The sequence below is a fragment of the Bacteriovorax sp. BSW11_IV genome (genome assembly GCF_000447755.1).
Classification (GTDB): Bacteria; Bdellovibrionota; Bacteriovoracia; order Bacteriovoracales; family Bacteriovoracaceae; genus BSW11-IV.
The window spans coordinates 23,916-43,678 of sequence record NZ_AUNE01000004.1 but is presented as its reverse complement, the minus strand read 5'-3'; the positions used below and the strand labels follow the sequence as shown (position 1 = coordinate 43,678).

The 19,763-nt window shown below is 36.8% G+C and carries 19 protein-coding genes; 12 read left to right on the top strand and 7 right to left on the bottom strand.

Annotation, left to right across the window (positions count from 1 at the left end; translation table 11 throughout):
• The first annotated feature begins 46 nt into the window (after window positions 1-46).
• From M899_RS01100 to M899_RS01080, 5 genes are all read left to right on the top strand, one after another.
• Complete coding sequence (locus M899_RS01100; RefSeq protein ID WP_021269590.1) at window positions 47-1,492, top strand: TolC family protein; 1,446 nt, start codon at window positions 47-49, stop codon at window positions 1,490-1,492.
• 16 nt (window positions 1,493-1,508) lie between these two features.
• Window positions 1,509-4,712, top strand: a complete 3,204-nt coding sequence (locus tag M899_RS01095) for an efflux RND transporter permease subunit (RefSeq protein WP_021269536.1) — start codon at window positions 1,509-1,511, stop codon at window positions 4,710-4,712.
• 9 nt (window positions 4,713-4,721) lie between these two features.
• Window positions 4,722-5,345: a TetR/AcrR family transcriptional regulator gene (locus tag M899_RS18710; RefSeq protein WP_021269546.1), complete on the top strand. Its 624-nt coding sequence runs from the start codon at window positions 4,722-4,724 to the stop codon at window positions 5,343-5,345.
• Between the two features lie 71 nt (window positions 5,346-5,416).
• A complete protein-coding gene (locus M899_RS01085; RefSeq protein ID WP_021269531.1) occupies window positions 5,417-6,256 on the top strand; it encodes a class II glutamine amidotransferase in 840 nt (279 codons plus the stop codon).
• Window positions 6,257-6,325: 69 nt separating this feature from the next.
• The gene (locus M899_RS01080; RefSeq protein ID WP_021269597.1) at window positions 6,326-6,733 is read left to right on the top strand and encodes a hypothetical protein; all 408 of its coding nucleotides are present in this window, start codon (window positions 6,326-6,328) and stop codon (window positions 6,731-6,733) included.
• 5 nt (window positions 6,734-6,738) lie between these two features.
• Here M899_RS01080 and M899_RS01075 read toward each other — a convergent pair whose 3' ends face one another.
• Window positions 6,739-7,377, bottom strand: coding sequence for a hypothetical protein (locus tag M899_RS01075; protein WP_021269557.1), 639 nt, complete (start codon window positions 7,375-7,377; stop codon window positions 6,739-6,741).
• Between the two features lie 144 nt (window positions 7,378-7,521).
• On the opposite strand from M899_RS01075, the gene M899_RS01070 reads away from it, so the two are divergent.
• Entirely contained in the window at window positions 7,522-8,271 is a 750-nt protein-coding gene (locus M899_RS01070; protein WP_021269564.1) for a hypothetical protein, read from the top strand.
• Between the two features lie 11 nt (window positions 8,272-8,282).
• Here the strand turns inward: M899_RS01070 and M899_RS01065 are convergent, their stop codons facing one another.
• The 6 genes from M899_RS01065 to rho all read right to left on the bottom strand — a co-directional run bounded on the left by M899_RS01065 (window position 8,283) and on the right by rho (window position 14,428).
• Entirely contained in the window at window positions 8,283-9,446 is a 1,164-nt protein-coding gene (locus M899_RS01065; protein ID WP_021269587.1) for a hypothetical protein, read from the bottom strand.
• A 97-nt stretch (window positions 9,447-9,543) separates the two neighbouring features.
• Window positions 9,544-9,888 (bottom strand): histidine triad nucleotide-binding protein, encoded by a 345-nt coding sequence (locus M899_RS01060; RefSeq protein ID WP_021269517.1) that lies wholly within the window; start codon window positions 9,886-9,888, stop codon window positions 9,544-9,546.
• Between the two features lie 9 nt (window positions 9,889-9,897).
• A complete protein-coding gene (gene murA / locus M899_RS01055) occupies window positions 9,898-11,148 on the bottom strand; it encodes a UDP-N-acetylglucosamine 1-carboxyvinyltransferase (protein ID WP_034727240.1) in 1,251 nt (416 codons plus the stop codon).
• Window positions 11,136-12,044 carry a N5-glutamine methyltransferase family protein gene (locus M899_RS01050; protein WP_021269538.1) on the bottom strand — a complete coding sequence of 303 codons (909 nt, stop codon included), beginning with the start codon at window positions 12,042-12,044 and terminating at the stop codon, window positions 11,136-11,138. Before M899_RS01050 ends, murA begins: the two co-directional genes overlap by 13 nt.
• Window positions 12,044-13,111 (bottom strand): peptide chain release factor 1, encoded by a 1,068-nt coding sequence (gene prfA, locus M899_RS01045; protein ID WP_021269623.1) that lies wholly within the window; start codon window positions 13,109-13,111, stop codon window positions 12,044-12,046. The genes M899_RS01050 and prfA overlap by 1 nt, the downstream gene beginning before the upstream one ends.
• Window positions 13,112-13,180: 69 nt before the next feature.
• Window positions 13,181-14,428: a transcription termination factor Rho gene (rho, locus tag M899_RS01040; protein WP_021269559.1), complete on the bottom strand. Its 1,248-nt coding sequence runs from the start codon at window positions 14,426-14,428 to the stop codon at window positions 13,181-13,183.
• 282 nt (window positions 14,429-14,710) lie between these two features.
• Here rho and M899_RS01035 point away from each other — a divergent pair, with 282 nt between their 5' ends.
• The 6 genes from M899_RS01035 to M899_RS17335 all read left to right on the top strand — a co-directional run bounded on the left by M899_RS01035 (window position 14,711) and on the right by M899_RS17335 (window position 19,584).
• Window positions 14,711-15,664: a hypothetical protein gene (locus M899_RS01035; RefSeq protein WP_021269520.1), complete on the top strand. Its 954-nt coding sequence runs from the start codon at window positions 14,711-14,713 to the stop codon at window positions 15,662-15,664.
• An 8-nt stretch (window positions 15,665-15,672) separates the two neighbouring features.
• Window positions 15,673-16,137: a Holliday junction resolvase RuvX gene (gene ruvX / locus M899_RS01030; RefSeq protein ID WP_021269601.1), complete on the top strand. Its 465-nt coding sequence runs from the start codon at window positions 15,673-15,675 to the stop codon at window positions 16,135-16,137.
• Between the two features lie 105 nt (window positions 16,138-16,242).
• Window positions 16,243-17,070 (top strand): hypothetical protein, encoded by an 828-nt coding sequence (locus M899_RS01025; protein WP_021269638.1) that lies wholly within the window; start codon window positions 16,243-16,245, stop codon window positions 17,068-17,070.
• A gap of 106 nt (window positions 17,071-17,176) precedes the next feature.
• Window positions 17,177-17,743 (top strand): hypothetical protein, encoded by a 567-nt coding sequence (locus tag M899_RS01020; RefSeq protein WP_155897027.1) that lies wholly within the window; start codon window positions 17,177-17,179, stop codon window positions 17,741-17,743.
• Window positions 17,744-17,791: 48 nt separating this feature from the next.
• Window positions 17,792-18,826 carry an endolytic transglycosylase MltG gene (gene mltG, locus M899_RS01015; RefSeq protein ID WP_021269636.1) on the top strand — a complete coding sequence of 345 codons (1,035 nt, stop codon included), beginning with the start codon at window positions 17,792-17,794 and terminating at the stop codon, window positions 18,824-18,826.
• Window positions 18,827-18,903: 77 nt separating this feature from the next.
• On the top strand, window positions 18,904-19,584 hold the full coding sequence (locus tag M899_RS17335) for an ankyrin repeat domain-containing protein (protein WP_021269551.1): 681 nt from the start codon (window positions 18,904-18,906) through the stop codon (window positions 19,582-19,584).
• Window positions 19,585-19,763 lie beyond the last annotated feature (179 nt).

The following is a 19,763-nucleotide window of genomic DNA, read 5'->3' as shown; positions in this document are numbered from 1 at the left end:
CAAACGTTTAATTAACACTACAGATCATATTTTGGGGACTCAATCCATGAAACATCAACTTGCATTGCTAGCGACTACGATGACATTTGGTCTCGCTGCTCACGCGAAAACAACGAAAATCGATGAATCGTTTTTAAAAAAACAACTTACAAAGAACTCTCCCACTGTCCAAAATATTGAGGCAAACTTTCTCTCTCTCAAATTACAAGAATCCTCAGTATTGGACAAATTCTCATATCAAGTGACAGGTGAAGCGAATTATATGAAGACATCTGAAAAGCCGTTTTCTACGTTTTCACCTGTCACCTCTCCCGTTAAATCCGCTTCAGTAGGAATCACTAGACCAACAACTCTAGGGATGAACTTTGGAGTTAAAGGATATAGTGAACAGTTCTCGAATAACTTTGTTCAAAATGGAACAACTACTGGTATCGCTGTTCAATTTCAAATGGATCTTTTTAAAGACTTCTTAGGTGGACTAACTCGTAACCAAATTGAGGCCCTAGAATATGGCCGTCAAACTGGTGACATTGAAAAAGACATTCAAACGAAAGCATTTTATCAAGAGTTAAGAAAGCTATATTGGAAACTAGTGGCCAATCAAGAGTCTCTAAGACTTTCTGAAGAGCTTCTCAATTCTTCAAAAACTCAAGCAGAAGAAGCAAGAAGAAGATTCAAAAACAATATCGCTGACTCTGGTGAAGTTGCTCGTTATGAGTCTCAAGTCGCTGCAAGAAAAGCAAATATCATCGCTCTTAAATTTGAAAAAGAATCTCTTGTTCAATCTTTAAAGCAACTTCTTCCGGAAATTGCTAATGATGATATCCAACTTGCTCCTTATAACCTAAATATGACTGTTCTAAATGTTCTTGCTTGTACAGCAAAGATTGAATCTTATCCTTCAATCCCTCTAGAGAACACTCGTTACGATGAGATTTTAAACAATCTTAAACTGCAATATGAATCGCAAGAAAAAGTGACTGATCGTTATAACAATATCGATGTAAAACTTAATACTGAGTACAAAAAGATTGGTAAAGAGTTCAATTTTTCTAATTCAGTAGATGAACTTAAAAATGAAGGCGGAAATAGTGTTGCTGTTGGACTGACAATCAATATTCCTCTCGATAGCAAAAAGAGTACTACTGAAGAAATTCAACATTTAGTTGAAAAGAAAAGATTCATGGCAAAGCAAGATGAAGTGAATGCAAAACTTACTGCTTATCATACTCAGGTAGTAAAAAATATTGCTTTCCTACAAGAGATTGTAAAAGAGCAGCAGATTAACTCACAAAAGCTTGAACACAGTTTAAGTGTTACTAAAAAGAAATTTAATCAAGCGAGAATTTCTGTAAGAGAGCTTATCAATGATCAAGATGCTTATTTACAGAGTAATTTAAGTGAAATCCAAACTAAGTATAACGTTATTGCAACTCTACTAGATTATTTATCTGTTTATACAGAAACGCCTTGTGCGCTAAATAATCTATAAAAAATAGGACAACCGAATGAAAAGAATAGCAAAATTTTTCATCGAAAACTCAAAGCTAACGATCGTTCTTTCCCTTTTCCTTTGTATTTACGGGGTAATGGGACTTAAGAAAATGAATGCGGAAAGTTTTCCAAATGTTAACCTCGCGATGTCTACTGTTATCACTGTTTATCAAGGTGCTTCAGCAGATGATATCGAAACAAAAATTACAAAACCCATTGAAGACGAAATTCGTACAGTCTCTGGTATAAAAGATGTACGTTCAGTAAGTCAGGCAGGATTAAGTTCAATTTTCATTCGTGTAGACATGGACAATGTCGACAGTGTTGACGAAGTAATGAGTGATATCCAAAAGGCCATCGATAGAACGACTGGTCTTCCAAATGATCTTATTGACCCTCCCAAATTCACAGAAATTAAATCTGAAGAATTTCCTGTTTTCCAAATTGCCATTACTGGTTCAAATGAAGACAGACAAAGAGATAAGATCGCTGATGCACTAAAAGAAGCTCTAGAAGATAACAAAAAAGTAAAAAGTGTTATCCTATCAGGTTTTGCCCAAAGAAGATTTCAGATCATTCTAGACAACGATAAAATGCTTCGTGAACACATTGGGATTTCAGAAGTTATGGCAAAGATTGGTGCTCGTAACGTAAACATCCCTGGTGGTAACCTTAAAGACACAGAGAAACAAGAACTCATCCGTCTTGAAGCAAAGGTTAGAAGTGCAGAAGAACTTGGAAAAGTACTGATCCGCTCAAACTTTTCTGGTCAAACCATTTATTTAAAAGACATTGCACAAGTTTCAGACTCAGAAGAAGAGATTAAAGTAAAAGATCGTTATAACGGTGAAGAAGCTACTCTTTTAACTGTATCTAAAAAAGCTGGTGCTGATACGATTGCTCTCGTTCATGATGTAGAAGACAAACTAAAAGAATTTGAACACATCTATGATGGAAAGGCGAAGTTCGCAGTTTTCCAAAACGAGGCCCTAAAAGTTAAGAACAAACTTGAAGTATTAGCAAATAACGCAATCTCTGGTCTAGTTCTAGTAATCGTATTTCTATTCTTATTCCTTCCAGGACGTATTGGTCTTATGGCCTCTTTCTCTCTTCCTCTGGCCGTTATGGCCACTTTAGGGATGATGCCGGCCTTTGGAATGAACCTAAATTCAATTACTATCCTTGCCCTTGTAATTGCCCTAGGGATGCTAGTAGATAACTCTGTAGTTATTGCAGAGAACTTTACGAGGCTAAAGCAAGAGGGCTACAGCTCAATTGAAGCTGCCACGAACTCTGTTGGTCAGCTGTGGCTTCCAATTACTGCAACTGCTTTTACGACAATTGCGGCATTCATGCCAATGCTTGTAACAAAAGGGGTAATGGGACAATTTATCAAATTCATCCCCATTATCGTTTGTATTTCACTGCTAATCTCACTTGTTGAATCATTCCTATTTCTACCAATGAGACTTGTATGGGCGGGAGATTCAATTGCTAAAGTAAACAAGAAAAAAGGAAAAGAAATCAAAAAAGATGACTGGTTCTCAAAATTTGAGAAGAAATTTGAAGCCTTTATGGATTTCTGTGTAAGAAGAAGATATTTCGTTGCAACGATATTCTCTGGTCTTATTTTGATGTCATTTTTTATGATTGGAGTTGCCAACAAATTCGTTCTCTTCCCAGCTGATCAGACAGAAATTTATGTTGCACGCTTCAAAATGGAAAATGGTACTAGAGTTGAGAAGACTCTTGAAGCTGCAGGAAAACTTTCTAACGATATCAAAAAAGTTCTTGGGGATAGAGCTGAGCACATTGTTGCTCGTGCTGGTGAGTCGAAAGTTCAACTAACTGATCCAAAAGCTGAAGATGGTAACAACGTTGGGATTATCTTCATCTATGTTGATGATGAAGCAAAATTCAATCTTTCACACACAGAAATTCTTTCTCGTTTAAGAAATGAAATTAAAGCAGATTACGTAAAAGAAGTTTCTTATGAAGCTCAAATTAACGGACCTCCTGTTGGGGAAGATATTTCTGCAACATTCAGATCAAATAACGTAAAAGATCTCGATAGTATGATTGCTAAGATTTCAGCAGATCTTTCGAAAACACCTGGGATTCTAGACCTTAAGGTTGACGATGTTATCGGTGATGACGAAATCTATATTGATATCGATTACGCTAAGGCCGATCAACTAGGACTAAATGTTAACAGTATAGGAGAAACTGTAAGAACTGCAGTGTCAGGAAAAATTGCTTCAACTGTTACTTTAAACAATAAAGATATCGACCTATTTGTAAGACTTAACGAAGGTCAAAGAACAAGTGCAACAGATCTTGAAAATGTAAAAATCATGGATAATCTTGGCAACCTTGTCCCACTTGGAACAATTGCACACTTTGAAACAAGAAAAGGTTCTCCACAAATTAAGCGCTTTGACTTCAAAAGATCTAAAACTCTTTTAGGTTCTGTTGATGATACTAAAATCACTTCAGTCGTGGCCAATAAACAACTCGCTGAACTGTACACAAAGTATAAAAAAGAAATTCCAGGCGTTGCCCTTGAATTTGGTGGAGCTGCTGAAAGTACAAAAGAATCGATGGAATCACTTGCCAACGCTTCAGTCCTTGCGGCCATTGGTATCTTTGCGATCCTAGTATTCCTATTTAGAAGTTACTTAAGACCGCTCATTATTATGATGACGATTCCTCTGGGACTTCTAGGCTTTTCAATTGCATTTTATTTACCAGTTCTTTCTGGTTATGCCGACAGATCAAGACCAATTTCGTTCCTAGCACTTATTGGTATCATTGGTCTTGCAGGTATTATCGTTAACAGTGGTATCGTTCTCATTAGTTTTATTGATGACATGAGAAAAGAAGGTAAGCTTTCTTTACATGAAATTTTGGTAAAAGCTTCGGGAATGAGACTCAGAGCGGTTCTTGTAACTTCACTTACAACTATCTCTGGTCTAATCCCAACAGCATATGGTATTGGTGGTACAGATGCTATGCTAGTTCCGATGACTCTTGCTATGGCATGGGGTTTGACGGCCGGTACAGTACTTACATTGATTTTTATTCCATGTGCCTATGCAATCCTTGAAGATTTCTTATCATTAGTAGGAAAATTCCTGAATCGCGATGAAGATACTCATAATGAGAATACATCTTCTTCAGGTGATTCAAATCTACTTAATGAAAATGTAATTTCATAAGAGGATGAAATGAACGAAACAAAGAGAAAAATATTAGACGTTGCCAATGCCCTTTTTGCAAAAAAAGGGTTTGCGGCCACATCGATTCGCGATATCGCTGCAGAGGCCAACGTAAATATTGCTGCCGTTAATTATCATTTTCAGAATAAACACAATCTCTATCACGAGCTTTTTATTTCTTGTAAGTGTGACCTCGACAGTTCTCTAGAGGTGGATTTAGAACAATTCTCAAATACTGTTGAGGCCTGTTCATATATGTACGATCTTTTCATCGTAAACGGTGAAGGCCTTCTCAATACATTCAAAATCTTTCTAAGTGACGAGATTGATATTTCTGACGACCTCTATAGTCCAGACGAACCAAGAAAATTTGGCCCTCCAGGCATGGAGGCGTTAATAAAAGTTATGGATAGAGAGTTTGGTGAAAAAGTCCCTGAAGAGGCAAAATTATGGGCCGCTCACTCAATTTTTAATCAAATCGTTCATACTGTGGTTCTCTTAAACACAAAATTTATTCAGATGAAGTGTTCAATGAGAAAAGACCTAACTCCAGAGGGGCGTAAAAAGAGCGTTATCCTGGCGGTTGAGGCCATCGTAAGCTTCATGCACCAGCACCCTGAAAAATGGTTATAAGAACTTTCTTCTGACTAAAATCTTCTTTTATTTGATGTTAAAATACCCCTAGAACACTAGGGGTTTTTAATATGTGTAGAATTTTCGGGTTTCGCTCAGTTATCCAAAGCCAAGTCCATACATCCCTCGTCCATGCGGAAAATGCACTTGGACTTCAAAGTAATGCTCACCCTGACGGATGGGGTGTCGCCTATTATATTGGAGGCTCTCCACATCTTATAAAGTCTGAAAAAACTGCGATGGATGATTCCATCTTCCAGCGCGTGTCAGGAATCGTTTCATCACAAACGGTTCTCGCCCACATCCGTAATGCAACTCTGGGACAAGTGAATATTTTAAACACCCACCCTTTTCAATTTGGGCCATGGGTCTTTGCACATAATGGAAATGTTAAAGACTTCGCCAATTTTAGAGACAAAATTGTCTCAATGATTAATCCTAATCTAAGACGCTTTATTTTAGGAAATACTGATAGCGAAGTTATCTTCTATTTTCTGCTCTCTCATCTTGAGGGTAAAATTAATCTCTTCGAAAAAAGCTTCAACATAGATATTGTCGCAAAATCACTTCAAGAGTCCATCGCTGAACTTGTAAAGATCATCGGCCCTTACTCACAAATTGATAATGCTGGTAATACTGAAACATACCTGACTTTTATTCTCACTAATGGTGAAACGATGATCGCACATCATGGTGGTAAGAATCTTCACTACTCTACTTATAAAACCAGATGTCCAGAACGAGACACTTGTCCTAGCTTCGCTCCAGAGTGTGAAGCCGTAACGAAATCGGGATATGTGAACCATCTCATTTTTTCGAGTGAACCCTTATCAGGTGAAAACATCTGGATACCAATGCGTCCTGGTCAACTAATTGGTATTGATCACGATATGAAACTTCGTATTTATTAGGTGCCACATTTTTTCCCCCTAAAAAACCTCGCTCAATTCACGATAAGATAGTAATTAGCGGGGTTATCAATGCAAAAGAATCTCATATTACTTGTTTGTTTAATTATCATCACGGCCATGAATAGCAGCTGGGGGCGCGAGCCTGCGGTTGATCCAGTAAAGACTATTACAGTAGAAGAATACGATGCTCCTAAAGAGAACGTTAAAGGCTATGACTTCACAAAAGCAAATAGTAGAGAGATCAATTCAACACAATCCCCTACAGGTCTTCCTGTCAAAGAAAGTGAACAAACTGATACGATGAGTACTGGTAAAGGTACACTTTTGTTTTTTCTAATTGCAATCCTACCTTTTGCTTTTTGGTTCGGACTTATGTTTGGAACAAAAGTTAAAAATCAAGATATTGCTGAAGCGAAAAAAGAAGAAGAAAAAAGTGATTCAGATGATGATCACTGGGATCTTCCAAAAGCTTCATAGAAGTCTTAGAGATTTTTCCATCCTTTATTGGGATAGTATTTCATAATATAAGAAATCGTTCCCGACTTCGCGATAATTTCTTTCTGACCACTGCCATCGATATCATACGCTCCAACTTCATAGTTTCTGCGATAATAGCGACCAAGGTGGTCTTTTCTTTCAATCCAATAAGGAACACCCTTGTGCACTGAGAGCTTTGTTAAATCACTATCCGGAATATTTAGAACATAAAGTCGTCCGCTTCCCGTTGTTTCAACATGCTTAGAAATGCCTTCAAAAAAATACATCACAATGGCACGATTTTTACTGTCCACTTCTACCAGTTTCATTTTATGAACTTGTGCTCTTGCACCAAAAGATTGAAATTTAAATTCGAAGATTTTGTGTTTTTTTAAATTATAAACTTCTACCCAATGCTCACCATCGCGATAGGCGAAAGAGATCCCTTCAACCTTACCATCCCCATCAATATCGAATTGGTAAAGCGCAGAATTTGTCAGATAGTGGTAGTTTTTCTCTACAGTGACATCTTTCCCTTTTTGAAGGGAATCGCCTACGAAGAGGGCCCTAAAAACGACTTCATCTTGCGAAAACGCAGGAAAAACCGCCAGAATAATTAAGAGAAGAAGTGTGCACTTAGTCATAAGTCTATTGTAAGGCCCCTTTTTGTCGGGGTCTATGTGAGAAAAGCATACCTAGCCCCTGTATGCATCACATCAATTGTTCACATCAAAGAACAATTAGGATAGACTGATGGCCGAGTATTAGACGCAACTATAGAGGAAAAAATGGAATTTTCAGTAGCTCACATCAAATCTGACAATCAATTTATTTACAGAACATTTAACACTGAAAACGTTGAAACTAAAATTATCGATCTTGGTGAGTTATCGGACCTAGAAGTTCAGGCCCTTATCTATGAAGATTCTCTTTACGAAAATGATGAAGTTAAAGAAATCATTTCTGAGCAAGCGAAGTTCTTCCCTATTCGCTCTAGTGCTGAAGTAAATTTAGCTAGCGAGAAGTTTGAAAAGCTTGATAACGATTCAATGGAATCTATCTTCAAAAAAATGAATTCAAACTGGACTCTTCAAAACAATATCACTCTTTTAGAAGAGCTTTTCACAGTTATCACTCACCTAAACAAACTATGGCCAAACGATAGAACAACTTTTTTTGAAGAACTATGGTTTATCCTAAAATCAAATTTAGGTGCAAAAGAACTTAAAATCATTTTCAATGACATTGAGCTTGCAAAAAAAGAAACTGAAAAAAATAAGCTTATTAAAGCGAGAATTGAAGGCAAGAAACTTCCCCACCCTTTCACAGGTGGAGAATTCGAAGATAAAGTCATGGGTCACTATGAAAAAGAATTTGGCCAAGAATTTACTATCGCTGAATTTAATCAAGAAAAAGGCGAACTGGTTCTTGCTTGTATGATCAAGAAAAGCCCAGTTCTTATCATGGCCAAGGTTTACGAAATTTCTCGTATTCAAAAAGCTGTTCTTAAATCACTATTTGATGGGCTTTCTTTTTAGAAGGCCCTCGTTTAAAGAATTTCAACTTGTTGAGTAAAAATTTCTAAGCGATCTACTAAACTAACATTTGCTTTTTTTGTCCACAAGATATCTCCTCCAACAGCAGCAAATGGTCCATTCGCAGGCTCACCACGAAATTCAAAAACTCCTGTTTCAATTGTCCTCTCATTAATTTTTGAATTGATTGCTATTTCAACTACAGGGCAATTTACTAAATCCAATGAATAAATCTTAATTTCGTTATTACTAATTTGAGAAATGTTCAAAGAAATACTTTGCTTGTCTTCTCTATCTATTACAATCCCTTTAATTATATCAGTGATATTAAGCATTCTCTTTTTTTCTTCAGAAATTTCTCTACGTTTATAAGGATGTCTATCAATATATTTTACATTTCCAAAACTATCTTTTTTTGGAGCTTCAAAAATTTCATCTAAAACAACCGGCTCTTGATAAAAGACATTTCCTGAGACATTAAAGCGCAAAACACTATTGTTACATAAAATAATCTTTTCTTTCTGTGCAAGGTTAGAGCTCAAAGGTAGAAGACTTTTTAGAATAGTTTCACCTTTTACTTTCAAAGCAGCATCTAAATCGTAAAATTCACTCGATTCTATATCAATCAAAAAATCAGGAAGAGCTTTACTAAAATCATTTACATAAACTGAAGGTGAATAAATAAAATAAAGTCCTTTCTCCTTATTCATAATCCTCAAACGATATTCATTATCTGAGACATTTAAAGGTTCTAAATTAAGCTTAGAGATGATCTCAAACTTCCCGCCGACCAATTTGACTAAGAAGAAATTTTCATCAAATAATTTAAAATTTAACTTAATAATTTTATCAAAATTTACAAGCTCTTCTTCTTCATTTGATAATGGATAAACTTTATTTTTATATTTTTCGAGGCTTTCTACTGAAGAATAATCTCCTCTTTCATTAAAAAACTTAATTCTCATCGGAATTACGAGAAAGTAGGGATTGAACATTTTTTTTGAGGACTGTTTATAATCAATACTTCTTAAGCTCTCTATTGTTTTAACTTTTGTAACAGCACTCACTTCTTCTTTGGTTTGCGAATAATTAAGTGGTGCCGGTAAAAGTTCTGGAGATGAATTCCCCTGAGAACAAGAAGTAAAAATTAAAACAGAAAGAAAAATTGCTAAAATCATAAAACCTCCAAGTTTCAAAGCTTGTACACTTAAAAACTGGAGGTCTAGATTATTTTATGAATTTATGGAGCAAATATTTCAAAAGTGAAAGAGCTCTTCAAGCTCCAAAGCCCTTGAGTTTCTGACCACCTAGTAGGTGAAAATGCGTGTGAAATACAGTTTGACCACCATCTGGGCCAAAGTTTGTGACAACTCGAAACCCTGTTTCAGTAAGTTTCGAGTCTTCTGTATACTTTTTAATGGCAAGAAATACATCTGAAAGCTCAGAGGGATCAGTTGCCACTAGCTCGTTTACGTTCTTAGTGTGTCTTTTATGGATAAAAAGAATGTGCTCTTTTGCTTGTGGGTAAAGATCTCTAAAAGCGATGACATTTTCATCTTCATACACTCTTGTCGATGGGATTTCACCTTTATGAATTTTGCAAAATAGACAATCTTCCATAATAAACTCCTATTCGTTTACGCGCTTAACGCTTGCCCCAAGCTTAGAAAGCTTCTCATCAAGTTTTTCGTATCCTCTATCCAAGTGATAAACACGATCAATAAGTGTATCTCCTGATGCACTTAAAGCGGCCAAAATCAAAGCTGCTGAAGCGCGAAGATCTGTACACATTACAGGAGCAGCTTTAAGAGCATGCCCACCTTCAACGAAGGCCACGTTTCCTTCAAGATCAACTTTAGCACCAAGACGGTTTAACTCTGGAACGTGCATAAATCTGTTTTCAAAAATATGCTCAGCTACAACCGAAGTTCCTTCAGCAATAGTCATAAGCGCCAACATTTGTGCTTGAGCATCCGTTGGAAAACCTGGATATGGAGCCGTTTCAATTTTTGCGTGCTTTAATTTACTTGGATAAGTTTTAACAAAGTTTTCACCTACTTCAAGTTTTGCACCCATATCTTTTAAGACTTCAAGTACGAAATCGATATGATGGGGGTTGAAATCTTTTACTGTAATTTCAGAATTCGTGATAAGCCCTGCCATAACATAAGTGGCCGCTTCAATACGATCACCAATGGCCTCGTACTCAACTTCATGAAGCTCTTTTACTCCTTCAATTTTAATTGTCGAAGATCCAATTCCAGAAACTTTAGCACCCATGGCATTAAGAAAATTTGCGAGATCATCAATTTCAGGCTCTCTTGCAGCATTTTCAATGACAGTCTCACCTTCAGCAAAAACAGCGGCCATCATAAGGTTTTCAGTGGCACCAACAGATGGAAAAGAAAGTCTTAAAGTCGTTCCTTTAAGCTGAGGACAGTCTGCTTCAACATATCCGGCCTCAAGATTAATTTTCGCACCCATTTTTTCAAGGTTTGTTAGGTGAATATCAATAGGTCTCGTTCCGATAGCACAACCACCAGGAAGAGAAACTTTTGCTTTTTTAAGCCTTGTTAATAGTGGTCCTAATGTAAAGATGGATGCCCTCATTGTTTTAACAAGATCATAAGTCGCTTCATGAGATGAAAGAGTACCTGGGTTAAAATGAGTCAGGTTCCCCTCTTTTTCAACTTCTACACCTAGATTTTGAAGAAGTTTAATCATCGTTTTAATGTCACGAAGTTCAGGTAAATTTTTAAGCGTAATTTTTTTATCAGAAAGAAGTACGGCCGCAAGAATAGGAAGGTATGCATTTTTCGCACGCGAAATAGAAACTTCACCATTAAGTTTAGCAGGGCCTTTTATAATCATTTTATCCATTTTTTCCTCGCAATTAAAAAGCGATCCCTCTCTGTGTAGTCTTGAATGATTTCAACGTGTGAAAGACCATTTTCACGCGCTAAATCCCCAAGCTTTTGGAGGTGATCTTCGTGCCCTTCCATGATGAATACACCATCTTCAAGAAGAGCTTCATAGACTGACTTAAATAACGAATTAAACCAAGAAAAATAAGTTTCGTCATTCAAATACAGAGCTACATGGGGTTCAAAAAGATCAACTTGATCGTGAACAAGTTCTCTATCATTATTTTTCATAATGTAAGGAGGATTGCTGACAATCACATGAAACTTTTCTGTTATGTCTTTTAGTCTATCAGTTTCAATAAAATGAACTGATGATTTCTTTTGAATCTTATATCTTAAGTTGAAGAAATTTCTCTTCGCAACTTTTAGAGCCTTGCGTGAAATATCAGTAGCGATCGCATCAATTGGTCTATCGACTTCTTGTAAGAGCGACAACACAATGGCGCCACTTCCTGTTCCGATATCACAAAGTCTTAAATTCTCATCTGTCTTCTTTTGCCAGTCTTTTAATTCTTGAACACCAAGTTCTACAAGAATTTCAGTTTCACTTCTTGGAATTAGAACGTCGGGGTTGACTGTAAATTCAGAGCGATAAAAATAGGCCTTTTCCCTTATGTACTCGAGGGGTGTCCCCTTAGCAAGTAGATCAAAAAAACGCTGAATTGGAGAATTGAGAGTCGGCACATAACGACTCTCAAAAAGATCTTCAATATTGATTTGAAACTCTAAGCAAAAATGCTCGAGTTCCTGTTTTAATCTTCTTGGAGCAATGCCGGGATAGTGCTTTTGAAGATCGTCTTTGTGATCTTTAAAGTACTTCTCTGCAAATTCTCCAAAAGAAAATGAACTCATCAATCGTCTTGTCCTTTTAGTAGCTCTGCTTGGTTATGGGCAATAAGAGCATCAATAACTGGAGCAAGATCACCTTCAATAATGCGATCTAGAGAGTAAAGAGTTAGACCGATTCTGTGATCAGATAAACGACCTTGTGGATAGTTGTATGTTCTAATACGCTCAGAACGATCCCCTGTTCCAACAAGTCCTTTTCTCTCAGCAGCTTCTTTTGCGTGTTTTTCACGGATCATCTCATCGTAAATTTTTGCAGCAAGAATCTTTAGGGCCTTATCTTTGTTTTTAAGCTGTGATCTTTCATCCTGACAAGCAACAACTGTGTTTGTAGGAATGTGAGTTACGCGAACAGCTGAGTCTGTCGTGTTTACAGACTGTCCCCCCGCACCTGATGAGCGGTAAACGTCAATACGAACTTCATTAAGATCAAGTTTGAAATCAAGTTCATCTGCTTCTGGCATCACAGCAACTGTAATCGTAGAAGTGTGAACACGTCCTTGAGTTTCAGTCTTTGGTACACGCTGAACTCTATGAACACCTGATTCGTATTTTAATTTTGAATAAACTTTCTCACCTGTAACAGAGAAAATAACTTCTTTAATCCCTTCGTCACCTTCAGAGATTGAAATAAGCTCTTGCTTCCAACCATTTTCTTTAATGTAATATTGGTACATTCTCCAAACATCACCAACGAAAATAGAGGCCTCGTCACCACCGGCACCTGCACGAATTTCCACGATAACGTTTTTATCATCGAGCGGATCTCTTGGAAGAAGAAGAATCTTAATCTCAGCTTCCATTCCCTCAACTTTTCCTTCGTTTTCTGCAAGAACTTCTTTTGCCATTTCTCGCATATCTTCGTCTTTTTCATTTTTCAGAATATTTTTCGCCTCTTCGATGTCTTCCATTACTTGCTTGTATTCTTTGTAAGCAATAACGACATCCTCAAGATTTGCTCTTTCAGAAGAGATTTTCTTGAACTCATCCTGACGATCATAAATGCTTGGATCAGCAAGTTTTTCCGTTAATTCTTCGTAGCGATCAACAACGGCATCTAATTTGTGAAACATTTCTCATTTCCTTATAACGCAAAAGGGCCAACATGATGGTTGGCCCTTAATTTCAAACTTTTTTTTGTTCTAGCTGTTCATGCTTTCCATGAATTCTGCATTTGTCTTCGACTTCGTAATACGAGCAAGCATGAATTCCATTGCATCTACAGTACTCATTGGATGTAGAACTTTTCTTAGAACATAAGTTCTTTGAAGGTCTAGCTGATCCATAAGTAGGTCTTCCTTACGTGTAGAAGACTTATTAATATCTAGAGCTGGGAAAATTCTCTTCTCTAGAAGTTTTCTATCAAGTTGAATTTCAGAGTTACCTGTACCTTTGAATTCTTCAAAGATAACCTCATCCATTCTTGAACCTGTATCAATAAGCGCCGTAGCGATAATTGTAAGAGATCCACCATTTTCAATATTTCTAGCAGCACCAAAGAATCTTTTTGGTCTGTGTAGAGCATTTGAGTCAACCCCACCCGAAAGGATTTTACCAGACGGTGGAACAACTGTGTTATATGCACGAGCAAGACGAGTAATTGAGTCTAGAAGAATAATTACATCGTCCCCAGCTTCAGTTAAACGCTTAGCTTTTTCAAGAACCATTTCTGCAACTTGAACGTGACGGCTCGCTGGCTCATCAAATGTAGATGAAACAACTTCGGCCTGAACGTTTCTCTTCATATCTGTAACCTCTTCAGGTCTCTCATCGATAAGAAGAACAATCAGTTTTGCATCTGGGTGATTTGCTGTGATTGAGTTTGCCACTTCTTGAAGAAGAACTGTCTTACCTGCCTTTGGAGGTGCAACGATTAGACATCTTTGTCCAAAACCTTGAGGAACAAACATATCGATCATTCTTGTCGAATAGTTCGTTGGATGAGATTCAAGATTGATTTTTCTTTCAGGGTAAAGTGGAGTTAAGTTATCAAAAAGAACTGTCTTTTTGTGTGCTTCAGGAGTTTGTCCGTTGATTGTATTTACTTTTAGAAGGGCGAAGTATCTCTCACCTTCTTTTGGTGGGCGGATTTGACCTTCAACAGAGTCCCCTTTTCTTAGACCAAATCTTCTGATCTGTGACGGAGAAACGTAAATATCATCGGCACCTGGAAGGTAGTTGTAACCTGGAGATCTAAGGAAACCAAAACCATCTGGTAGGATTTCAAGAACACCATTTCCAAAAATGTCTTCTTTATTTTTAGCCGAAGTTTTCAAAAGAGCGAATATAAGTTCGTGTCTCTTCATCCCACTGGCGTTTTCGATTTGTAATTCTTCCGCTTTTTGGTTGAGTTCCTTAATGTCCTGTTCTCTTAAATCATTGAGATGCATTAACAACTTCTCCTGGTAATATGTAAATTATTTTTGGTAAACAAATAGAATCGTGGCGGTCATGTAAAAAACTAATTTCCTGAATTTTTTTGGAAGGAAGCTTAAGAGTGATTTCCACGAATAGTGAACATTTCTAGTATCGCTATTTAGTAAAAAATGTCAAGAAAGGCGAAAGTCCTAGAATCAAATACTTGAGCAAAAAAATGGGGAAAATTTGGCCTTAATGTGCGAAATTCCTCAAGAATAAATAAAATATTCATATAGCGTCATGAAGGGGAATTCTTGAAAAGTTTAATTTTAATCCTAAGTATATTGTGCCACTTGTCAGCATGGGCGTTCGACATAGAACCTACGCCAAAAATTATCGCTATAGAAGAAGACACAACTTGGCTTGAAGTGGCAAAGAAATACAACGACCTCTACATCGCCAAATACAAACCGGCCATTGATTATGCCGAAGAACTTAAAAGATGGAATAAACACATAAAGACGCAAGGTCCAAAAACTGGTGACCGCATTTATGTAGAGCCTCCTTCGTCACCGTTCATTTCATGGAACTACTCACAACCCCTCGAGCCTACAGACTTCTTTTCACGAAAGTTTAATCTTTTGGCCTTCTATACTGTTTCAAAAGGGGCCTTCCAAGAAAAGTTAAGCAATGGTGCTACAATCGATTTCGATCAAAACTCACCAGGAACACTAGGTCTAATGGTTCGCTACCAACTTGCTAACAAAGATTCTTTATCGGCCAGTATATACGGATCAAAATTGACGACTTCTACAGTTACGGGTGTTAGTTCTGAAAATATTGACGTTCCTCTTGAGATTGGTGCGACACTTTATCATGAAATTGGAATAGGCAGAACTCGTACATTCAATTACTACTACGGTCTTGATTATGAGAAGTTCAGCACTTCAGATCCTACCAAAGTAGACGTGGGAGAATTTGGATTTGTCTCCAATACGATGACTTTTGTCACTGGTGGACTAAGTATGTATAAAAATTTTGGTAAGCATAATATCATCGCCAAGATAAGTGGGTCTTATGGTGTGCTTTCAAGTTCAAGTGATGGGAGAGATGGGTATAAAGGTTACAAAACGATTGGAACACTTACTTACATTTCTTCTTCTAGACTAAGCTATAATATATTTGTTAAAAATCACTCTTTAACTAGAGATACTGATGAATTAAGTTCTACTAGAATTGGTCTTGGTGTCGGGCTGCGCTTTTACTAGAAGATAATATGAATTTTGAAAATTTCCCAAATTATACAAAGTTTTTGAACAAAACAATTCTTGCCGTTGATTATGGAACGAAAGTAACAGGACTAGGTATTTTCACGCCAGGTAGAGACCCCTACCCAATGCCCTTTGGAAAGATTATTTATAAGAGCGACGATCAAATAATCTGCGACATAAAGTCTATTATTGATGATGAGTTAGTAGAAGTCATCGTTCTCGGTCTTCCTCTTTATACAGACGGAAACGAAAGCGATATGACTGAAAAAGTAAAAAAATTTAGTGAAGAATTTTTAAAAACTTTAGATGGTGTAGAACTGTATCTTCAAGATGAAACACTTACTTCCTACGAAGCAGCAGAGCGTATGAAAAACTCTCCTCGCTACAATTTCAAAGTCGATATGAGAGAAATTGATGCGCTAGCAGCATCAATTATTCTTGAAGATTTTATCAAAAATGAAATCGCGTAAAAGCAAAACAAGAAGTATTTAAATCGTTATATCTTTTATAAATGACAAAATTCCATTAATCTTTTTTGATTTTGGTTTTCGATTGTTAGGTAGTATGCTTTAGCCATGTTACTTAAGATTATTCTAAGCATTCTTGCTTTCAATATTCAGGCCAGCGATAACTTAGTCACATGGATGACTTTTGACTATGCTCCTATTTATCAAAGTGATCGTAGCGGCTTTGGTGACATTGTTTCAAAACAACTTCAAAAATGTCTCAAGGACTTTAAGCACACAAATCTTGGCTCCAGTAGCTTACCCAGAATTTTTAAAAATCTTGATAGCAATTTGACCATGTATTGCCTTCCGGCCCTAGGAACAGATCCAGCGGAACAAAAAGGTCGTCTCGCCTCCAAGCTCGTTTTTACAATTCCGAATGCATTCATAGTTGTCAGAAAAAGTGATTTAGGAAGATTCAAAGCTATTAATAATCGCGTTTCATTAAAATCACTACTTCAAGACAAAAAACTTCTTGGTGGAATGGTTGAACAAGGAACTTACGGAATAGAAGTAAATTCTCTTTTAAGAGATCATGGAAAGAACGTTTTAAAAAGAAACTCTGTTTCACCAATGGGCTTCTACAAAATGCTTCTTCAAAAAAGATTCGATTACTTCTTTGAGTATCCCATTAGCTTTTTATACCATATCCAAAGTTTGCCGGCCGAGCAAAGAGGCCAATTTGCATATTTATATTTAGAAGAAAATGAAAAATCAGGGGCCATCAAGGCCTATGCTCTTTGCTCTAAAGCAAGTAAAGCCGTTATAGAGAAAATTAATAGCTGCTTGAAAAATTCGGAGCTTCAAAAAACATATATTGATGAACTTGTAGAGCATTTACCTGTTGATTTAAGAGAAGACTATCGCCGTTTAAATTCGCTCTTAATTGGTAAGTAATGAATTTTTCACTAAATCATTTCTTAGAAAATGTATAAAAACTGGCAGGCCGTTACTTTTTTACAATAAAACTCATCACTCTTTTTTTTTAACATATAATTTGTTGATGAGAATTTTACTAATCTTCTTTTTATTACTCTCAAGTCAAAGCTTCGCTGTTGATTTCGTGTCTGAAAAGAAGGCACTCAAGCTTTTACAAGATGCTCCCAAAACTCTTGATCTTCAAGGGGCACGAGAAGCTCAAGCTCTGGCCTTGGATATTCTCAAAAAGACCATTGAGCAAAATACATGGTCCGCAGGCTTCATTGCTGACAATGCCATTTTTAAACGCCTACACAGTCGATTGGCCAAGGCCAATATGATTATTGAACTTCCTCACGATAAACTGCGTTTTTGTGATGAGAATACGATGGCCTATGCTTTTGGCCATATTGGTAACAATGTATACTTGTGTCTCAGAGCATTAAAGCAACCTATCGAAATTGTCGCTCAAATTATAATTCATGAGAGTGCGCATTTTGTTGTAGGTACAAATGAATGCCGAGCAACAAACCTAGAAGTTCTGGCCATGATGAACTCTGATCTTCCTTATGCAATTAAGAATGGCTACTGGGACCGTTGTAAAATTTTACGTTTTCAGCAGCGCGTTTCTCGTTATATGAGCGAAAAGTAGCCCTCAAAATACTTGCCCATATTTCGCCCCTCAATTATTCTATAAGCTATGAGTAAGAAACATTTATTTATCCTTTTAGTCTTGGCACCCGGTCTTGCCATCCTGTTGGCCGGAATTAGAGTTTACGATCAAATCAATTGGTGGAAATACAGTGGACCAGACATTGTATTCGAAGTTAAGTCTGGAGAAGCATTCTCAAGTATTAACTACCGATTAAAAAAAGAAGACCTAATTTCTAGTTCAAAGCTTTTCTATCGTTATGCGAAAATCAACGACCTTATGACAAAATTTAAGGCCGGACGTTTTATGATTAAGAGCGATTCAAATATGCTTGATGTATTTGATACTCTTGTTAATGGTAAAGCAATCGCAACTCAAATCACTATTCCAGAAGGAAAAAACCTTTTTGAAATTGCAAAATTATTAGAAGAAAAAGGTGTCATCGAATCAGCAAATGAGTTTATCACACTTGCTAAAGATGAAGAATTTGCAAAGTCTCTTGGAATTGAAGGACAAAGAGTAGAAGGGTACCTTTATCCTGAAACATATCACTTCAATGAAAAGATGCCTGCAAAATTAGTTATTCAATCTATGGTCTCTGAGTTTAATAAGAAAATTTCTGAAATTGATTTTTCTAAATCATCACTTTCTAAATCAGAAGTGATTACCCTTGCTTCTCTGGTTGAAAAAGAAACTGGAGCTGCATTTGAAAGACCTATCATTGCTGGAGTGTTCTTAAATCGTCTGAAAAAGAAAATGAGATTACAATCAGACCCCACAACAATTTATGGTATCTATGAGAACTTTAATGGGAATCTTAGAAAAAGAGACCTTCTTGAATTAACTCCTTACAATACTTATAAAATTCCGGCCCTACCTGCTGGTCCCATTTCAAATCCAGGAATTGAATCTATAAATGCTGTTCTCAATCCTGAGCAGCACTCTTATCTTTATTTTGTAAGTAAGAATGATGGAACTCACATTTTCTCAAAAACTTATAAAGACCATGCTAAGGCCGTAAATACTTGGCAAAAAATGAGACAAAATCGTGAAGGCCGCTCTTGGCGTGATCTAAACAACTAATTTCATTAATCATAAACAAAATACTTAAGTAAAACCCTCGGACTTCCGATAAAATAATGGAAACGAGGGTTTTATTCGTGAAACAAACACTAATCTTAACATTAATCTTCATACTTGCCTCTTGCTCATCCATTGAACAAGAGCATAAAGATCGTGTTGCTCAACTTGGCAATTCACAAGAGGCCCAAGAACTTGAATCACTTTTAATTTCTGAAAAGAAAATTGAAGAATTAAAAGATACTTCCGTTTCTTCTCTTGAAAAATCAGATTTAGAATCAATCATTGAAGAAAATAAGGCCGTCGCTCAAGCCGCTGCCAAACCTATGGAGACAGTGGCCAAGGCACCTGCGGTTGAGCCAGATAATACTCCTAAAGGACCAATTACAGTATCGAGCAACAGAAGCCCGGCCTCAATAAAACCACAAAGAAACAATGGCCCATCATTTCTAACTATCCCTCGCTATCTTCACGTCGATCTTGCTCCGACAGACAAAGGCTTTTTAAAATCGGCCAAAAAAGCAACTGCGGAAACGTTAAAGTATATGCTCTCAAAAGGTGTTGATATTAATGTTCAAGATCAATCTGGTAGAACAGCACTTATTATGGCCGTAGAAGCTCGTCGTTACGATATCGTGAGATTCCTTTTAAGAAATGGTGCTGACAAAAGTTTATCCGATCAAAGTGGTCTGGGACCCTATGAATACGCCACTAAAAATGAAGATGATAAGATGAAGAAAATCCTTCTTGCCACAGAATAACTAGAGAAAGAGTTAATATTCATAATCCTAAGCTCTGATTTTTACGTTGAAACCATAAAAAATTTAAGTCGAAGGCGAATTTCACCGATAATAGAGGATACTTCTTTTTGCCGAAGAAGAGGTTTATAAGCAAAAGAAGAGCTATTTTTTGATATGAAAAAGGACGATTTTGCCCTTAT